This is a genomic window from Streptomyces sp. NPDC090499 (assembly GCF_044769305.1).
In the GTDB taxonomy this organism is placed as follows: Bacteria; Actinomycetota; Actinomycetes; order Streptomycetales; family Streptomycetaceae; genus Streptomyces.
Genome location: NZ_JBIVXP010000002.1, coordinates 202879 through 215454, shown reverse-complemented (window position 1 = coordinate 215454; position 12576 = coordinate 202879). Strand labels below are relative to the sequence as shown.

14 protein-coding genes and 2 pseudogenes are annotated in these 12576 nt (G+C 71.1%); 11 read left to right on the top strand and 5 right to left on the bottom strand.

The features are described from left to right. Positions 1–3: 3 nt before the first annotated feature. Together ACIQVL_RS09360 and ACIQVL_RS09355 are read right to left on the bottom strand one after the other, a co-directional pair. Positions 4–777, bottom strand: a complete 774-nt coding sequence (locus tag ACIQVL_RS09360) for an ABC transporter ATP-binding protein (protein ID WP_403429856.1) — start codon at positions 775–777, stop codon at positions 4–6. Continuing rightward, entirely contained in the window at positions 774–1016 is a 243-nt protein-coding gene (locus tag ACIQVL_RS09355) for a hypothetical protein (RefSeq protein ID WP_403474910.1), read from the bottom strand. The genes ACIQVL_RS09360 and ACIQVL_RS09355 overlap by 4 nt, the downstream gene beginning before the upstream one ends. 171 nt (positions 1017–1187) lie before the next feature. Between ACIQVL_RS09355 and ACIQVL_RS09350 the strand changes: the two genes are divergently transcribed. Continuing rightward, positions 1188–2492, top strand: coding sequence for a sensor histidine kinase (locus ACIQVL_RS09350; RefSeq protein ID WP_403474909.1), 1305 nt, complete (start codon positions 1188–1190; stop codon positions 2490–2492). Between the two features lies 1 nt (position 2493). After that, complete coding sequence (locus ACIQVL_RS09345) at positions 2494–3153, top strand: response regulator transcription factor (RefSeq protein ID WP_403430569.1); 660 nt, start codon at positions 2494–2496, stop codon at positions 3151–3153. A 143-nt stretch (positions 3154–3296) separates the two neighbouring features. Here the strand turns inward: ACIQVL_RS09345 and ACIQVL_RS09340 are convergent. Continuing rightward, positions 3297–3401, bottom strand: a pseudogene (locus ACIQVL_RS09340) (VapC toxin family PIN domain ribonuclease); the annotation flags it as partial. Positions 3402–3452: 51 nt separating this feature from the next. Between ACIQVL_RS09340 and ACIQVL_RS09335 the strand changes: the two are divergent. The 5 genes and pseudogenes from ACIQVL_RS09335 to ACIQVL_RS09315 all read left to right on the top strand — a co-directional run. Next, positions 3453–3503 (top strand): annotated as a pseudogene (locus ACIQVL_RS09335) (hypothetical protein); the annotation flags it as partial. 124 nt (positions 3504–3627) lie between these two features. Continuing rightward, positions 3628–3966: a hypothetical protein gene (locus tag ACIQVL_RS09330; protein WP_403474908.1), complete on the top strand. Its 339-nt coding sequence runs from the start codon at positions 3628–3630 to the stop codon at positions 3964–3966. 151 nt (positions 3967–4117) lie between these two features. Next, positions 4118–4630 (top strand): DUF4166 domain-containing protein, encoded by a 513-nt coding sequence (locus ACIQVL_RS09325; protein ID WP_403475216.1) that lies wholly within the window; start codon positions 4118–4120, stop codon positions 4628–4630. Then, positions 4623–5219 carry a hypothetical protein gene (locus ACIQVL_RS09320; RefSeq protein ID WP_403474907.1) on the top strand — a complete coding sequence of 199 codons (597 nt, stop codon included), beginning with the start codon at positions 4623–4625 and terminating at the stop codon, positions 5217–5219. The genes ACIQVL_RS09325 and ACIQVL_RS09320 overlap by 8 nt, the downstream gene beginning before the upstream one ends. 71 nt (positions 5220–5290) lie before the next feature. Next, the gene (locus tag ACIQVL_RS09315; protein ID WP_403474906.1) at positions 5291–5644 is read left to right on the top strand and encodes a hypothetical protein; all 354 of its coding nucleotides are present in this window, start codon (positions 5291–5293) and stop codon (positions 5642–5644) included. Here ACIQVL_RS09315 and ACIQVL_RS09310 read toward each other — a convergent pair. Beyond that, positions 5633–5977: a hypothetical protein gene (locus ACIQVL_RS09310; RefSeq protein WP_403474905.1), complete on the bottom strand. Its 345-nt coding sequence runs from the start codon at positions 5975–5977 to the stop codon at positions 5633–5635. The genes ACIQVL_RS09315 and ACIQVL_RS09310 overlap by 12 nt on opposite strands. Before the next feature lie 307 nt (positions 5978–6284). Between ACIQVL_RS09310 and ACIQVL_RS09305 the strand changes: the two genes are divergently transcribed. From ACIQVL_RS09305 to ACIQVL_RS09295, 3 genes are all read left to right on the top strand, one after another. Further along, entirely contained in the window at positions 6285–6830 is a 546-nt protein-coding gene (locus ACIQVL_RS09305) for a hypothetical protein (protein WP_403474904.1), read from the top strand. Positions 6831–7366: 536 nt separating this feature from the next. Further along, on the top strand, positions 7367–8782 hold the full coding sequence (locus ACIQVL_RS09300; protein WP_403474903.1) for a DEAD/DEAH box helicase: 1416 nt from the start codon (positions 7367–7369) through the stop codon (positions 8780–8782). A gap of 205 nt (positions 8783–8987) precedes the next feature. After that, a complete protein-coding gene (locus tag ACIQVL_RS09295; RefSeq protein ID WP_358980388.1) occupies positions 8988–9230 on the top strand; it encodes a DUF5302 domain-containing protein in 243 nt (80 codons plus the stop codon). A gap of 586 nt (positions 9231–9816) precedes the next feature. Here ACIQVL_RS09295 and ACIQVL_RS09290 read toward each other — a convergent pair. After that, entirely contained in the window at positions 9817–11502 is a 1686-nt protein-coding gene (locus tag ACIQVL_RS09290; protein WP_403429840.1) for a ribonuclease J, read from the bottom strand. Between the two features lie 478 nt (positions 11503–11980). Between ACIQVL_RS09290 and ACIQVL_RS09285 the strand changes: the two genes are divergently transcribed. Further along, on the top strand, positions 11981–12469 hold the full coding sequence (locus ACIQVL_RS09285) for a GNAT family N-acetyltransferase (protein WP_403429838.1): 489 nt from the start codon (positions 11981–11983) through the stop codon (positions 12467–12469). Positions 12470–12576: the final 107 nt, after the last annotated feature.

Here is a 12576-nt window from a genome sequence, read left to right as displayed (position 1 = left end):
GACTCAGACCTCTCCCAACGCAACCAGACGTTCGGCCAGTTGGGGGGCGGAGGGAGCCTCCAGGGCATCGACCACCCGGCCGTCGGCCATCACCAGCACGTGGTGCGCCCGCGCCGCGGCGGCCGGGTCGTGGGTGACCATCACCACCGTCTGGCGCAGCTCACGCACGAGATCCCGCAGCAGGTCCAGGACCTCGTGGGCGCTGCGCAGATCCAGCGCGCCGGTCGGCTCGTCGGCGAACACGACGGCCGGCCTGGCCACCAATGCCCGTACGACGGCCGCCCGTTGCTGCTGTCCGCCGGAGAGCTCGGCCGGGCGGTGGGTGAGCCGGTCGGCCAGCCCGACCCGCTCGACCAGGGTGCGGAGCCAGTCGCGGTCCGGGGTGCGTCCCGCGAGCCGCAGGGGCAGCGTGATGTTGTCCTCGATGGTGAGGGAGGGAATCAGGTTGTAGGCCTGGAACACGAACCCGATGCGCTCGCGGCGCAGTTCGGTGCGGCGGGTCTCGTTCAGCCCGGCGATCTCGTGACCGTCGATACGGATACTGCCCGAGGTCGGGGAGTCAAGCCCCGCGGCGCAGTGCATCAGTGTGCTCTTGCCGGAGCCCGAGGGGCCCATCACGGCGAGGAACGTGCCGCGTTCCACGGTCAGCGACACCTCGTCGAGGGCGCGTACGCCTCCCGGGTACTCCTTGCCGACCCGGTCCAGCACGATGGCCGGCGCAGCCGGGTGATCCCCGGTCGGGGCCGGGCGGGAGGCGCGGGCGAAGACGGGGCTCATCGACGGCCCCGCAGGTTGCGTACGACGAGGATTCCGCCGCAGAGCACGGTGACCGCGCCGCAGGCCAGGTGCACCCAGGTGTTCGCTTCGCCGTAGGAGGCCGCCATGTTGGCGACCGCGCTGATCACCACCAGGATCCAGAGCAGCGAGCGGGCGATCTCCCCGCGGGCGAGGGCGGGCGACGGTGCGCCGGGTGCTGCGTCGGCACCGGTCAGGCGGTAGGGGTCGTTGTTCGGCATGGGGGCTTCCTCCCGAGGTCGGCTGTCGTCACCGACGCTATGGATCGCGGCCCCCCTCGGCCGATCCCGTAGCCCGCCCGGTTCGAGGTACAGCAGGCTGTACTCCTCCGCCCCCGGGCTGACGGCGAACAGGCCTCCGGCATAAGGTCCTTCGCGACGAAGGGAAGGCGTATGGCCATCCACCAGGACGCCGCGGCCGGTGACCGGAGTACGGGGCTCAAGGACAACGTCGTACGGGCCCTGAGCGCCGCCGGCATCGCGATCGCGCAGCTCGCATCCGGACTCAGTACCGCGTTCCTGGCCGTTCTCGTGCTTCTCTGGCTGGCCGTGACCGCCGTGATGAGCCTGGTCGGCGTGGGGCTGCTCATGGTGCCCGCCGTGCTGAGCGCCCTGCACTCCCTGGCCGGACGGGAGCGCGAACGGCTCGGCCGCCGGGGCCCCGAGGTCGTCGCCCCCGAGCCTCCGCCGACGCAGCTGCGGGCCGCACTCGTCGACCCGACCACCCGGCGGGAGCTGCGCTGGCTGGTCCGGCACGCCACCCTGGGGTTCCTGCTGGGGCTGCTCGGCGTCGTCCTGCCGGTCTCCGCCGTGCGGGACAGCGCCTTTCCGCTGTACTGGAAGCTCCTGCCCACGGACACGACCGCCTCGTCCGTGGGGATCGGCCACGCGCACTCCTGGCCGGACGCCCTCGCCGTCGCCCTGCTGGGCGTGGGCTGGATCGCGATCATCCTGGGGCTCGCCCCTGGCATGGCGCGTCTGCAGGCCGGGCCAGGACGCCGGCTCCTCGCCGCCGGCCCCGACACCGATCTCTCCTTGCGGGTCGCGGAGCTCACCGCCACCCGTGCGGCCGCCCTCGACGCCCACGCCACCGAACTGCGCCGCATCGAGCGCTCGTTGCACGACGGCACCCAGAACCGGATCGTCAGCGTCACCGTCCTGCTCGGTGCCGCCCGCCGCATGGTGGCCCGCGACCCGGCCGGAGCCGACGAACTCCTCGAACGCGCCCAGTCCGCCGCCGAGCAGGCCCTGTCCGAGCTGCGTACGGTCTCCCGGAGCATCCTGCCCCCGGTGCTGGACGACCGCGGGCTCGCCGGAGCGCTGTCCGGGCTGGCTGCGGAGTGCGCGGTGCCCTGCCGCGTCGACGTGGACGTACCCGAGCGGTGTGCCGCCTCCGTCGAGGCGACCGCCTACTTCGTCGTCGCCGAGGCCCTGACCAACATCGCCAAGCACAGCGCCGCCGGGCAGGCCGCGGTGACCGTCCGCGCCCGCGGGGGCCGTCTCCACCTGTGCGTCGAGGACGACGGCCGGGGCGGGGCTGGGGGCACCTCCCAGGCTATTGGCACTGGGGGAGAGGCCGGCGGCTCCGGCCTCACCGGCATCCGCCGCCGGATCGCGGCGCACGACGGCGCCCTCTCTCTGTCCAGCCCGCCCGGCGGCCCGACAACCTTGAAGGTGGATCTTCCCTGTGGATCGTGAACTGCGCCTCGTGATAGCCGAGGACGACCCGTTGCTGCGCGAGGGGCTCGCCCTGCTGCTGCGCGCCGAGGGGCTCGACGTGGTGGCCACCGCGGGCACCCCCGACGAGGCACTGGACGCCATCGACACACACAGACCGGACGTCGCCATCCTCGACGTACGGATGCCGCCGACCCACACCGACGAGGGGATCGTCGCGGCGGTCGAGGCCCGGCGCCGCCGCCCCGACCTCGCCGTCCTGGTGCTGTCCGCGTACGTCGAGCAGAGCTTCGCGACCGAACTGCTCGGCGCCGGCGTCGGCGGCCTCGGCTATCTGCTCAAGGAACGGGTCGGCCGCGTCGAGGAGTTCCTCGACGCGCTGCACCGGGTGGCGTCCGGAGGCACCGCCATCGACCCCGAGGTCGTCGCCCAGCTCTTCACCCGCTCCCGCCAGGACACCCGCCTCGAACGCCTCAGCCCACGCGAACGGGACGTCCTCGCGCTGATGGCCGAGGGACTGGGCAACGGCGCCATCGCCGAACGGCTCGTCGTCACCGACGGCGCCGTCCACAAACACATCCGCAGCATCTTCGCCAAGCTCGACCTGTCCCCCGCCGACCAGGTGGACCGGCGGGTCGCCGCCGTCCTGCGCTACCTGGAAGACCTGCGCCGACTGACATGAGGACGGCGCCGCAGAGCGCTCAACGGGCGTCGAGCGGCCCGGCGTCATGGGCGGGCACGGCGGTCCGTACGCGGTGGGAGCAGCCGGCGCAGGTGAGGACCCGGCCTTGTGGTGCCGGCACTTGACCGCGGAGGATCCCCGCGTCAGAGCGGGAGGCCGTCGGGGAGTACCCGGAACGCCGTGTGACGGCCCGACGGGCGTACGGCCCGGAAGTCCCGTCGGCCGAGGGTGAGGATCGCGTCCGTGTCGTTCCTCGGCGCGGGGTTCGATAGCCTGCCTTCGGTGACGCCGCTGCGGTCGTGTTGGGCCGCCGCAGCGACGTACTGGCCTGGAACCGCATCGGGCACGCGCTGTTCGCCGGACACTTCGAGCCCGACAGCGCTGCACATCCGGGGCGGGCGCCCGCACACCACCGCGCGTGGTGTTCCAGGGGCGGAGGACCCGGACCTGGCCGCCCTCATCGGCGAACTGACCATGAGGAGCCCGGAATTCGCCGCGATGTCGTCCGAACACAAGGTCAAGAAGTGGGACTTCGCGACCTACCGGATGCACCCCCCCCCGCTGCTCGGCCCGGTGTGCCCGACCCCGCAGACCCTGCCGATCCCGCAGGAACCGGACCAGCGCATCGTGGTCGCAACTGCAGAAGCCGACTCGCCCTCCCGGGCCGCACCGCTCCCGGAAGGATTCGCCGTAGCCACAGTGGTTCTGGGTCGTGTGCGTGAGGGCCTTCCCGGCTCCGTCGCGTGTGGGCGAGGCCGGCGCCCGTGCCGGAGAACGGGGACATCAGGTGCGTGGCGTCGCCGAGGAGGGTGAGTACCCTTGGCCGAGGCCACCGGGAGGCGTGGTGAAGGAGCGGTCCGATGGGGTTCTCCGGTTCCACCTCGGTGACCACAGCGTCCGCGGTCGCGGTGTTTTCGACGTCCAGCGCGGGGAGCGGTGGACAAACCGGGTGGTCGGCAGGCTGATGCGACCACCGGCGACGGCGGCGTGCATACCGGTTCCGGTAGAAGTACTGCGCGACTGCCAGCCGCGTGAAATCGAGTACCGGCGTACCAGTGACCTGAGATCGGCATCTGCCGCCGGATCGTGCCGCGACCCCGGACGGGGTCCGGGGCAAGGCCGGGAGGAGAGGCGGATCCGGCAGATCGGGCGGCGGCGGGTGACAAGCCTGGTGGGCCGTCACTCGCGCGACGCGGAACGCGTCCAAGAGCGTTTCGGTCCGTTTGAACTGCGCATGCGGTTGCTTGCCGACGACACTGAGCTTCGATGGGCCCCCGATGGTGCGGCGCTGTGCCTGGGCCGACATCGGCTGCGCCTTCCTGCCCGGCTCGCACCGCAGGCGTCCGCGTCGGCCCGCAGCGAGCAGGGCGATGGCACGGGAGCGCCGCGGTTTCGTCCGAGGGTGTGCATACGGGCGCCGTTGACGGGCCTGCGGCTTTACCGCACCGGCCATATCGAGGAGTACATCGATGGCTGACGCTCTGTGGCTGCTGGCTGTACTGGGCCTGCTGGGCGGCTTTGACACCGTCTGCTTCCACGAGATCCGCGGCCGGCTGCCGGCGCACCTGCCCGGCCTGCAACCGGAAATGAAACTGCACGCGGGACGCAGCTTCATCCACGTCGCGGTGTTGGGCACTCTGCCGTGGATCGCGTGGCGGGGCGCATGGGCGGTCGTCCTCACCGCGCTGCTCCTGTGCGAGATCTCGATCACCCCGGCCGACTTCATGGTCGAGGACCAGGTGCGCAAACCGATGGGCGGACTGCTGCCCGGCGAGCGTGTCACCCACACGATCACGGCGATCGTCTACGGGGCGATTCCGGCCCATCTCATCCCGGTGATCCTGCACTGGCGGCGCCTGCCGAGCAGGCTGGCCATCGATGTGGCGCCGGTGCCGTCGTGGCTGCGACTGGGCCTGTCGGCACTCGCCGTGGGCACCTTCGTCTCGGCGACACGCGACGCGTACGCCGTCATCGGATTTCCGTGCCCGCCGGCGCGCTGGCCGTGGCACGCACCCGGGGTGGGCCCACGCACGCCTGGGCTGCCGCAGAGCGGGGCCGCCGAGTGAAGTCCGTACGGCTGCACCGGACGACCTTCGTCGCGGCGGGGATATACAACATCGCATGGGGCTGTTACGCCGTGTACAACCCGCAGTGGTTCTTCCACCTCACCGGCATGGCCGCGTCGAACACCCCGCAGATCTTCGCGACGCTCGGCATGGTCCTCGGACTGTACGGAATCCTGTATCTGGAGGTGGCCCGCGTTCCGGCCCGCGGTTGGCTCATCGCGGCGGTCGGGATGACCGGCAAGGTCCTCGGTCCCATCGGCCTGCTCTGGCTGATCGTCACGGGAAAATGGCCGGTGGACTCGGTCGTCCTCGTCTCGACCAACGACCTTGTCTGGTGGATACCATTCGGCCTCTACCTCAAAGACGCCTGGCCGTGGTTCCGTCGCGATCTCCGGACACCTGAGCGGGATTCCTCAGCAGGGTGACCTGAGCGGGCAGGGTCGAACGCACGGGAATGGGATCGTTCTGGTAGCGGGCTTGGCCGCTGCGGACGCGGTGTCGCGGACATGGTGCAGGGCCTCGAACTTCCCGTGGTCGCGGGCGAGTTCGGCGAGCTGGGCCCTGGTGGACCGCTCGGCGGTCAGGCTGGTGACGGCGTAGACCGCCTTGACGGTGGTCCCGCCGGTCTTGCGGTCGGTGCGGCGACGCTTGATCCGGACGGCCTGGCGGGCTCCGGGGAAGAGGAAGCTGTTCATGGTGGCGGCCTTGGTCCGGCGGATCTGCGAGCGGCCGTGGCGGCGTGCTCGCTGGGTGTGCATCGCGTCGCTGATGACGGCGGTTCCTGTTCCAGGATGTGCGGTGGGGCGCCGGCGATCCACTCGCTGGCTGCCGGCACAGAGGTGGCCCCCGCCGGATCCGCGCACGCGATCAGTGCGAGCACGGGTGTTGTTTTCGCCGACCGCTGATGCCGAGGTCATCGCCGGGTGCGTCCGGCGGCCAGTGGGTACTGGAACCCGGCACCACATCCGTGACGTCACCTACCTCGCGGGGCGTGCCCAGTGCACTCGCGTGCCGGAACCCGGATCGTCGGGACAGGTTCCGGAATGCGGTCGGGCACACCCGCCGATGGGAGCCACCAAGCTGCAGCGTTCGGCCACGTGCGGCAGGCGGCTCGTCGCCGACAGCTACATGCCGGGAGGGTTCATGTTCTCGCTTTTTCGCACGCGCCGGTTCGCCATCGCTGCTGCCACCGCTGCCGGGGTCGCCGTGCTCGGGGGCGTGGCCCTGGCGGTGACGCCCGTCTACGGCCACGGCGATCCGGATCCTCAAGCAGACAGTGACGTCGCCGTCTGCTCGGACGTTCCGGTCCACGCGTGGGTCACCATGAACGTCGGGACCGGGACCCGACCTGACAACAGGAAAGTCGACTACGAGGTCGAGTCCACCGGTCATGACCATGATCCATTCGGGCTTACCGTGGCCCGAGGTTGCGAGATGGCCGGCGGAGCCTTTGGGTCCCGGGTGGACTTCAAGGCGCCCGGCCTGAACGACGGTAAGCCGTTCTCGGTGACCGCGCCGGCCGATCGCAAGCACGTCCTGGTCGTCCGCTTTACAAAGACCGCTGACCACACGGTCACCGGGACGCAGAAACTGGTCCTTGCGCATGGATGAACACGGCCGAGCACGGCCTGGCCGATACCGCCCCGGATGCCGGTGAGCCGGAGCCCTTGCGGCTCGGTCCGCGCGGCACGGCGCCGGTGCGGCGACTGGCCGACGCGATGGCGGCGCGGCTGGGCACCCGTGGCCGGGGTGCGGCGCGGGCTTTCAGGATGTGTGCCCGATGCGGGTCGAGCCGTCGACGTTCTGCCCTGCACCCGGCCGGGATCCGGTGGTGTGCCCGTGCAGCGCGTGGCAGGGGCCTGCTGCCCCGCCCGGAGCTCTGCTCGTAAGGCTTGACGGGTGGCTCGACAGCTCGCCCGTGGGGTGGGGCCGTTCTTCAAGGAGAACGGTTGTTCCAGGCCGACCCGCCGCCGGCACCCGTACACGGGGGCGATCGGTATCAGCGGCGCGAGGTAATGCCATGTGTTAGTCTCACCCGTTCGCGTGGTCGTCGCGGTGGGCGATTCTGCCTGTTCGGTTCGGCCTGTGCGTGGGCTGTTCACACCTGCCGGGCCTTCCTCGGTACGTTCCCTTGCGGAAGGCTGTTCATGAAGCATCCCCATGACTCCGGCATCGCTCACAGCGGTCCCGCCCAGCCCGGGGCAACGACCCCGGCGCTGCCCCTGGCCGCCTCCTTCGCCGGTCTGGAACTGCCGAGGGAGGTGCTGCGGACACTGAGCGAACTCGGGGTGCGCGAACCCTTCCCGATCCAGGCCGCCACACTGCCCGATGCCCTGGAGGGGCGCGACGTCCTGGGACGCGGGCGCACCGGATCGGGCAAGACGCTCGCCTTCGGCCTGCCGCTGCTGACACGTACAGCCGGTCGGCGCGGCGAGCCGAAGCAGCCCCTCGCTCTGATCCTTGTGCCCACCCGGGAGCTGGCCCAACAGGTCACCCAGGCGCTGGCGCCGTACGCCGAGGCACTGCGGCTGCGGATGGCCACGGTCGTCGGCGGCATGTCGATCGGCCGGCAGGTCGCCGCGCTGCGCGAGGGAGCCGAGGTGGTCGTCGCCACCCCCGGACGCCTGCACGACCTGATCGAGCGCAACGCCTGCCGTCTGGGACGGGTGAGAATCACCGTGCTGGACGAGGCCGACCAGATGTGCGACCTGGGATTCCTGCCGCAGGTTGCCGACGTGCTCGACCAGGTGCACCCCGACGGTCAGCGGATGCTCTTCTCGGCCACTCTCGATCGCGACGTCGATCAGCTGGTCCGCCGCTACCTCCACGACCCCGTCGTCCACTCGGTCGACCCGGCCGCGGGCACGGTCGCGACGATGGAGCACCACGTTCTGGTCGTCCACGGCCCTGACCGCTACGCCGTCGCCACGGAGATCGCCGCCCGCGACGGCCGCGTACTGCTGTTCCTCGACACCAAGCACGCCGTCGACCAGCTCACCCGGCATCTGCGGGCCAGCGGGGTGAATGCCGGGGCCCTGCACAGCGGTAAGTCCCAGCCACAGCGCACACGGACCCTGGCGCAGTTCAGGAACGGCCAGATCACCGTTCTGGTGGCGACCAATGTCGCGGCCCGTGGCCTGCACGTCGACGACCTCGATCTCGTGGTCAACGTCGACCCGCCCACCGACGCCAAGGACTATGTGCACCGGGCGGGCCGCACCGCCCGCGCCGGTGAGGCCGGCAGCGTGGTCACGCTCGTGCTGGCGGGCCAGCGCCGTGAGACGAGCCGCATGATGGCCGAGGCAGGCATCGAGCCGACCGTCACCAAGGTGCGCTCGGGCGAGGCGGAGCTGAGCCGGATCACCGGCGCCAAGGCTCCCTCCGGGATCCCGCTCGACGGCGGGCCCGCCGTCCCCCGGCCCAAGAACACCAACGCTCCCTTCCGCGGCCTCGGCACCAGCAAGGACACCTCCCGCGGCGCCGGCGGCAAGTCCCGAAAGGCGGGCGAGGCCCGCAAGCTCGCCGAGGCCCGCAAGGCCGCCCTCGTGCGTCGCAACGGCTGAGAGCCGTTGCCCTGGCAGCCTCGCCACGGGATCGACCACCCTCGGCCCGGCCCGCAGCCGTCCTGTGCGCCTTGCCTACGAAGCGAACGCCTCTGGCCGCGAGAGGGACACCCGCCGAATCGGAGCAGGATGACGTTGCCGGCGCCTCGCACTGCGCCCAGCATGACAAGCTGTCCTTGCCCACCCCCGAACCCAGGAGGTCACCATGACCGCAGAGCCCGTATCTACGGAAGGTTCGGAGCCGGCTGCCCCCGAGACGTCCCCTCTGGAGCCGGACAGCGACGGCAACTACGACCTCAAGCGCAAGTTCCGCGAAGCCCTGGCGCGCAAGCGCGGTGCGCAGGCGGACGCCGCTGACACTGCCGCCAAGTCCGATGCGTCGAAGGTGCGTTCGGCGCACGGCCCGGCTGCGAGCCAGCGGTCGTTCAGGCGCAAGAGCGGCGGCTGAGTCGATGAGTCCCGGGATCTGAACGCTTCACCGGCACCCGCGCTGTCCACTCGCGCGTCCCGTGCGGTGGCCCGCGACGTGCGCATGCCCGTGCGCCCGTCGCGGGCGGGGCGTAGCCGGCGGGCTCGCCTGCTGTACCGCTGTGAAAATCGACTGCGGGTGTCCGGCATGACGGTAGGCATCCGCGTGGCACGGACCTTCGTTCTCCGTCCTGCTGCGGCTGATCGACGCACAGCCGGACGCGTTCCCGGCAGCGGTCGCCTACGTGCCCAGCCGCTACGTGCAGGTGCCGAAGCCCCGACAGGACGCTGTCCGGTCTGGTGCAACATCTGGGCGGGGTGCACCGCCGCTGTGCCACCGGTCCCTCCCGCGGCTTCGGCCGCATGTTCGCGCAGGCGGCCCTGGAGCGCGGCGAGAGGGCCGTCGCCCGCAACACCGACTCCCTCGCGGACCTGTCGGCCGCCCGCGGCGAGGGGATCCGCCTCGTCGGGCCCGGCGGCTTCGCCACCGACCGGTCCGGGCGTGCCCGACCTCGATGGCGGCGGGGCCACGGCCGGAACCGGGGACCGTGCTGCCGGGCTGTGGCTCAGGCGTCGATGATGACGGGGATGATGAGGGGCCTGCGGCGGTGGGTGCGGAACGCCCAGTTCGCCACGGCGCGAGCGACGAGTTGTTCGAGTTGGTGCGCGTCCCCGACGCCTTCCTCGGCCGCGGTGGCCAGGGTCTTTTCGATGACGGGAATGACCGGCTCGAAGGTGGCGTCGTCGTGGACGAAGCCGCGGGCCAGGAAGTCGGGGGGCTCGGCGAGGGCGCCGGTGTCTGCGTCGACGATCGCCACCACCGTGACCACGCCTTCGGCGGCGAGGGTGAGGCGGTCCTTGAGGGACGCTTCGGTGGCGCCGCCGACTTCCATGCCGTCCACGTAGACGTTGCCGGCGGGGACCTTGCCGGTGATGGACGCGCGCCCGTCCACCAGGTCGACGACGACGCCGTCCTCGGCGATGACGACCCGTTCGGGGTCGACGCCGGTACGGATGGCGAGGTCGGCGTTGGCCCGCAGGTGGCGCCATTCGCCGTGCACGGGCATGACGTTGCGGGGCTTGACGATGTTGTAGCAGTAGACGAGTTCGCCGGCGCTGGCGTGCCCGGAGACGTGCACCTTGGCATTGCCCTTGTGGACCACGTGGGCGCCCCACCGGGTGAGCCCGTTGATCACCCGGTAGATGGCGTTCTCGTTGCCGGGGATGAGGGAGCTGGCGAGCAGGACGGTGTCGCCCTTGCCGATGCGGATCATGTGGTCGCGGTTGGCCATCCGTGACAGCGCGGCCATCGGTTCGCCCTGGGAGCCGGTGCACACCAGAGTGATCTTGTGGTCCGGGAGCTTCTCCAGCTCCTTCGTGCTCACGACCAGACCGGAGGGGACCTTCAGATAGCCCAGGTCACGGGCGATGCCCATGTTGCGGACCATCGACCGGCCGACGAAGGCGACCTTGCGGCCGTGCTGGTGGGCGGCGTCCAGGACCTGCTGGATGCGGTGCACGTGGCTGGCGAAGCTGGAGACGATGACCCGGCGCGGCGCAGTGCGCATCACCTGCTCGATCGCCGGGTTCAGGTCTCGCTCGGAGGTGGTGAAGCCGGGTACTTCGGCGTTGGTGGAGTCGGTGAGGAACAGGTCCACGCCCTCCTCACCGAGGCGGGCGAAGGCGCGCAGATCGGTGATGCGGTCGTCGAGCGGGAACTGGTCCATCTTGAAGTCGCCGGTGTGCAGCACCATCCCGGCCCGGGTGCGGATCGCGACCGCGAGGCTGTCGGGGATGGAGTGGTTGACCGCCACGAACTCGCAGTCGAAGGGTCCGAGGCCGCGCCGGTCGCCCTCCCGCACCCGCACCGTGCGCGGCCGGATGCCGTGCTCCTTGAGCTTGGCCTCCAGGAACGCCAGCGTCAGCTTGGAGCCGACGACGGGAATGTCGGACCGTTCGCGCAGCAGGTACGGCACGCCGCCGATGTGGTCCTCGTGGCCGTGGGTGAGGACCACGGCGACGATGTCGTCCAGCCGGTCCCGGATCGAGGTGAAGTCCGGCAGGATCACGTCCACGCCGGGCTGGGTCTCCTCGGGGAACAGCACGCCGCAGTCGACGACGAGCAGCTTGCCGGCGTGCTCGAAGACGGTCATGTTGCGGCCGATCTCACCCAGGCCGCCCAGGGCGACGACCCGCAGCCCTCCTTCGGGAAGGGGCGGGGCGGCTTTCAGGTCGGGGTGTGGATGACTCATACCCTGACGTTACCCGGAGAGCGGGGCAGAGTGATCCATTGCCTGCGTGATCCGGCGAGCGCTCGATACGCCCCGCCGCCGAAGACGTACTGGCGCTCAGGTCGGCATCCGTCTCGTCTGCCCGCTGCCCGCTGCCCGCTGCCCGCTGCCCCGGGCCCGGCCCCGGCCCTGAGACAAGAGGGCAGCTGCGGCCGCCTCGGGTGCCAGGGGGGCGGGTCGCGCGGGCGGTGAGGGCGTGGCTCCAGCCGCCGGGCCGGCGAACAGGTCGAGGAGGATCCGCCTGACGGCCGACCCGAGATCATCCTGTACCGGCTCGGCAGGGGCTCGGGTCCGGTGCTGCCGGTGGGCGACCGATTCGGCGGCAGTGACGTGGTCGATCGGGTCCTGGGCGAGTGGTTCCCCGGAGCGGTGCAGGAACGCACGCGCGAGCAGCCGACCCGCCGCACGAAGGCAATGCCCGGTGCGAAATACTCTCCCGATGAGTTCACGCACTTCCCCGGTCAGCCAGCCGATCACGATACGGAGGGCCGTCGCGCGGGATGCCAAACGGCTCACGCGGCTCGTGCGTGGCTCGGGCGCCTACGAGGGTAAGTACGCAGCCGCAGTCGCGGGCTACCGGGTCGGTCCCGATTACATCGAGACCCACCGTGCCTTTGTGGCCGTCGGCGCCGACGAGCACGGAGGCCGGGTCCTCGGGTTCTACTCGCTCGTCCTCGCTCCACCGGAGCTCGACCTGCTGTTCGTCGCCGACGAAGTGCAAGGACGGGGTATTGGACGGCTGCTCGTCGCGCACATGCAGTCCGAGGCGCGCGCCGCCGGGCTCGACCGTGTCAAGGTCGTGTCGCACGTTCCTGCCGAGGACTTCTACCACCGCGTCGGTGCGGTGCGGACGGGGACCGCGTTCGCGAACCCGCCCGTCGTGCCGTGGGACCGTCCCGAATTCGAGTTTCGCATTCCTTCGGCATGACGTGGTGCGCCGGTTCGCGGGGCACCGGCTTCGCCTGCACGGCGGCCGGCATGCAGGAGCCGCTGGACGCCGCGCGCTCCGTGTGCGCTGTCGTCTCTGCCCTGGTG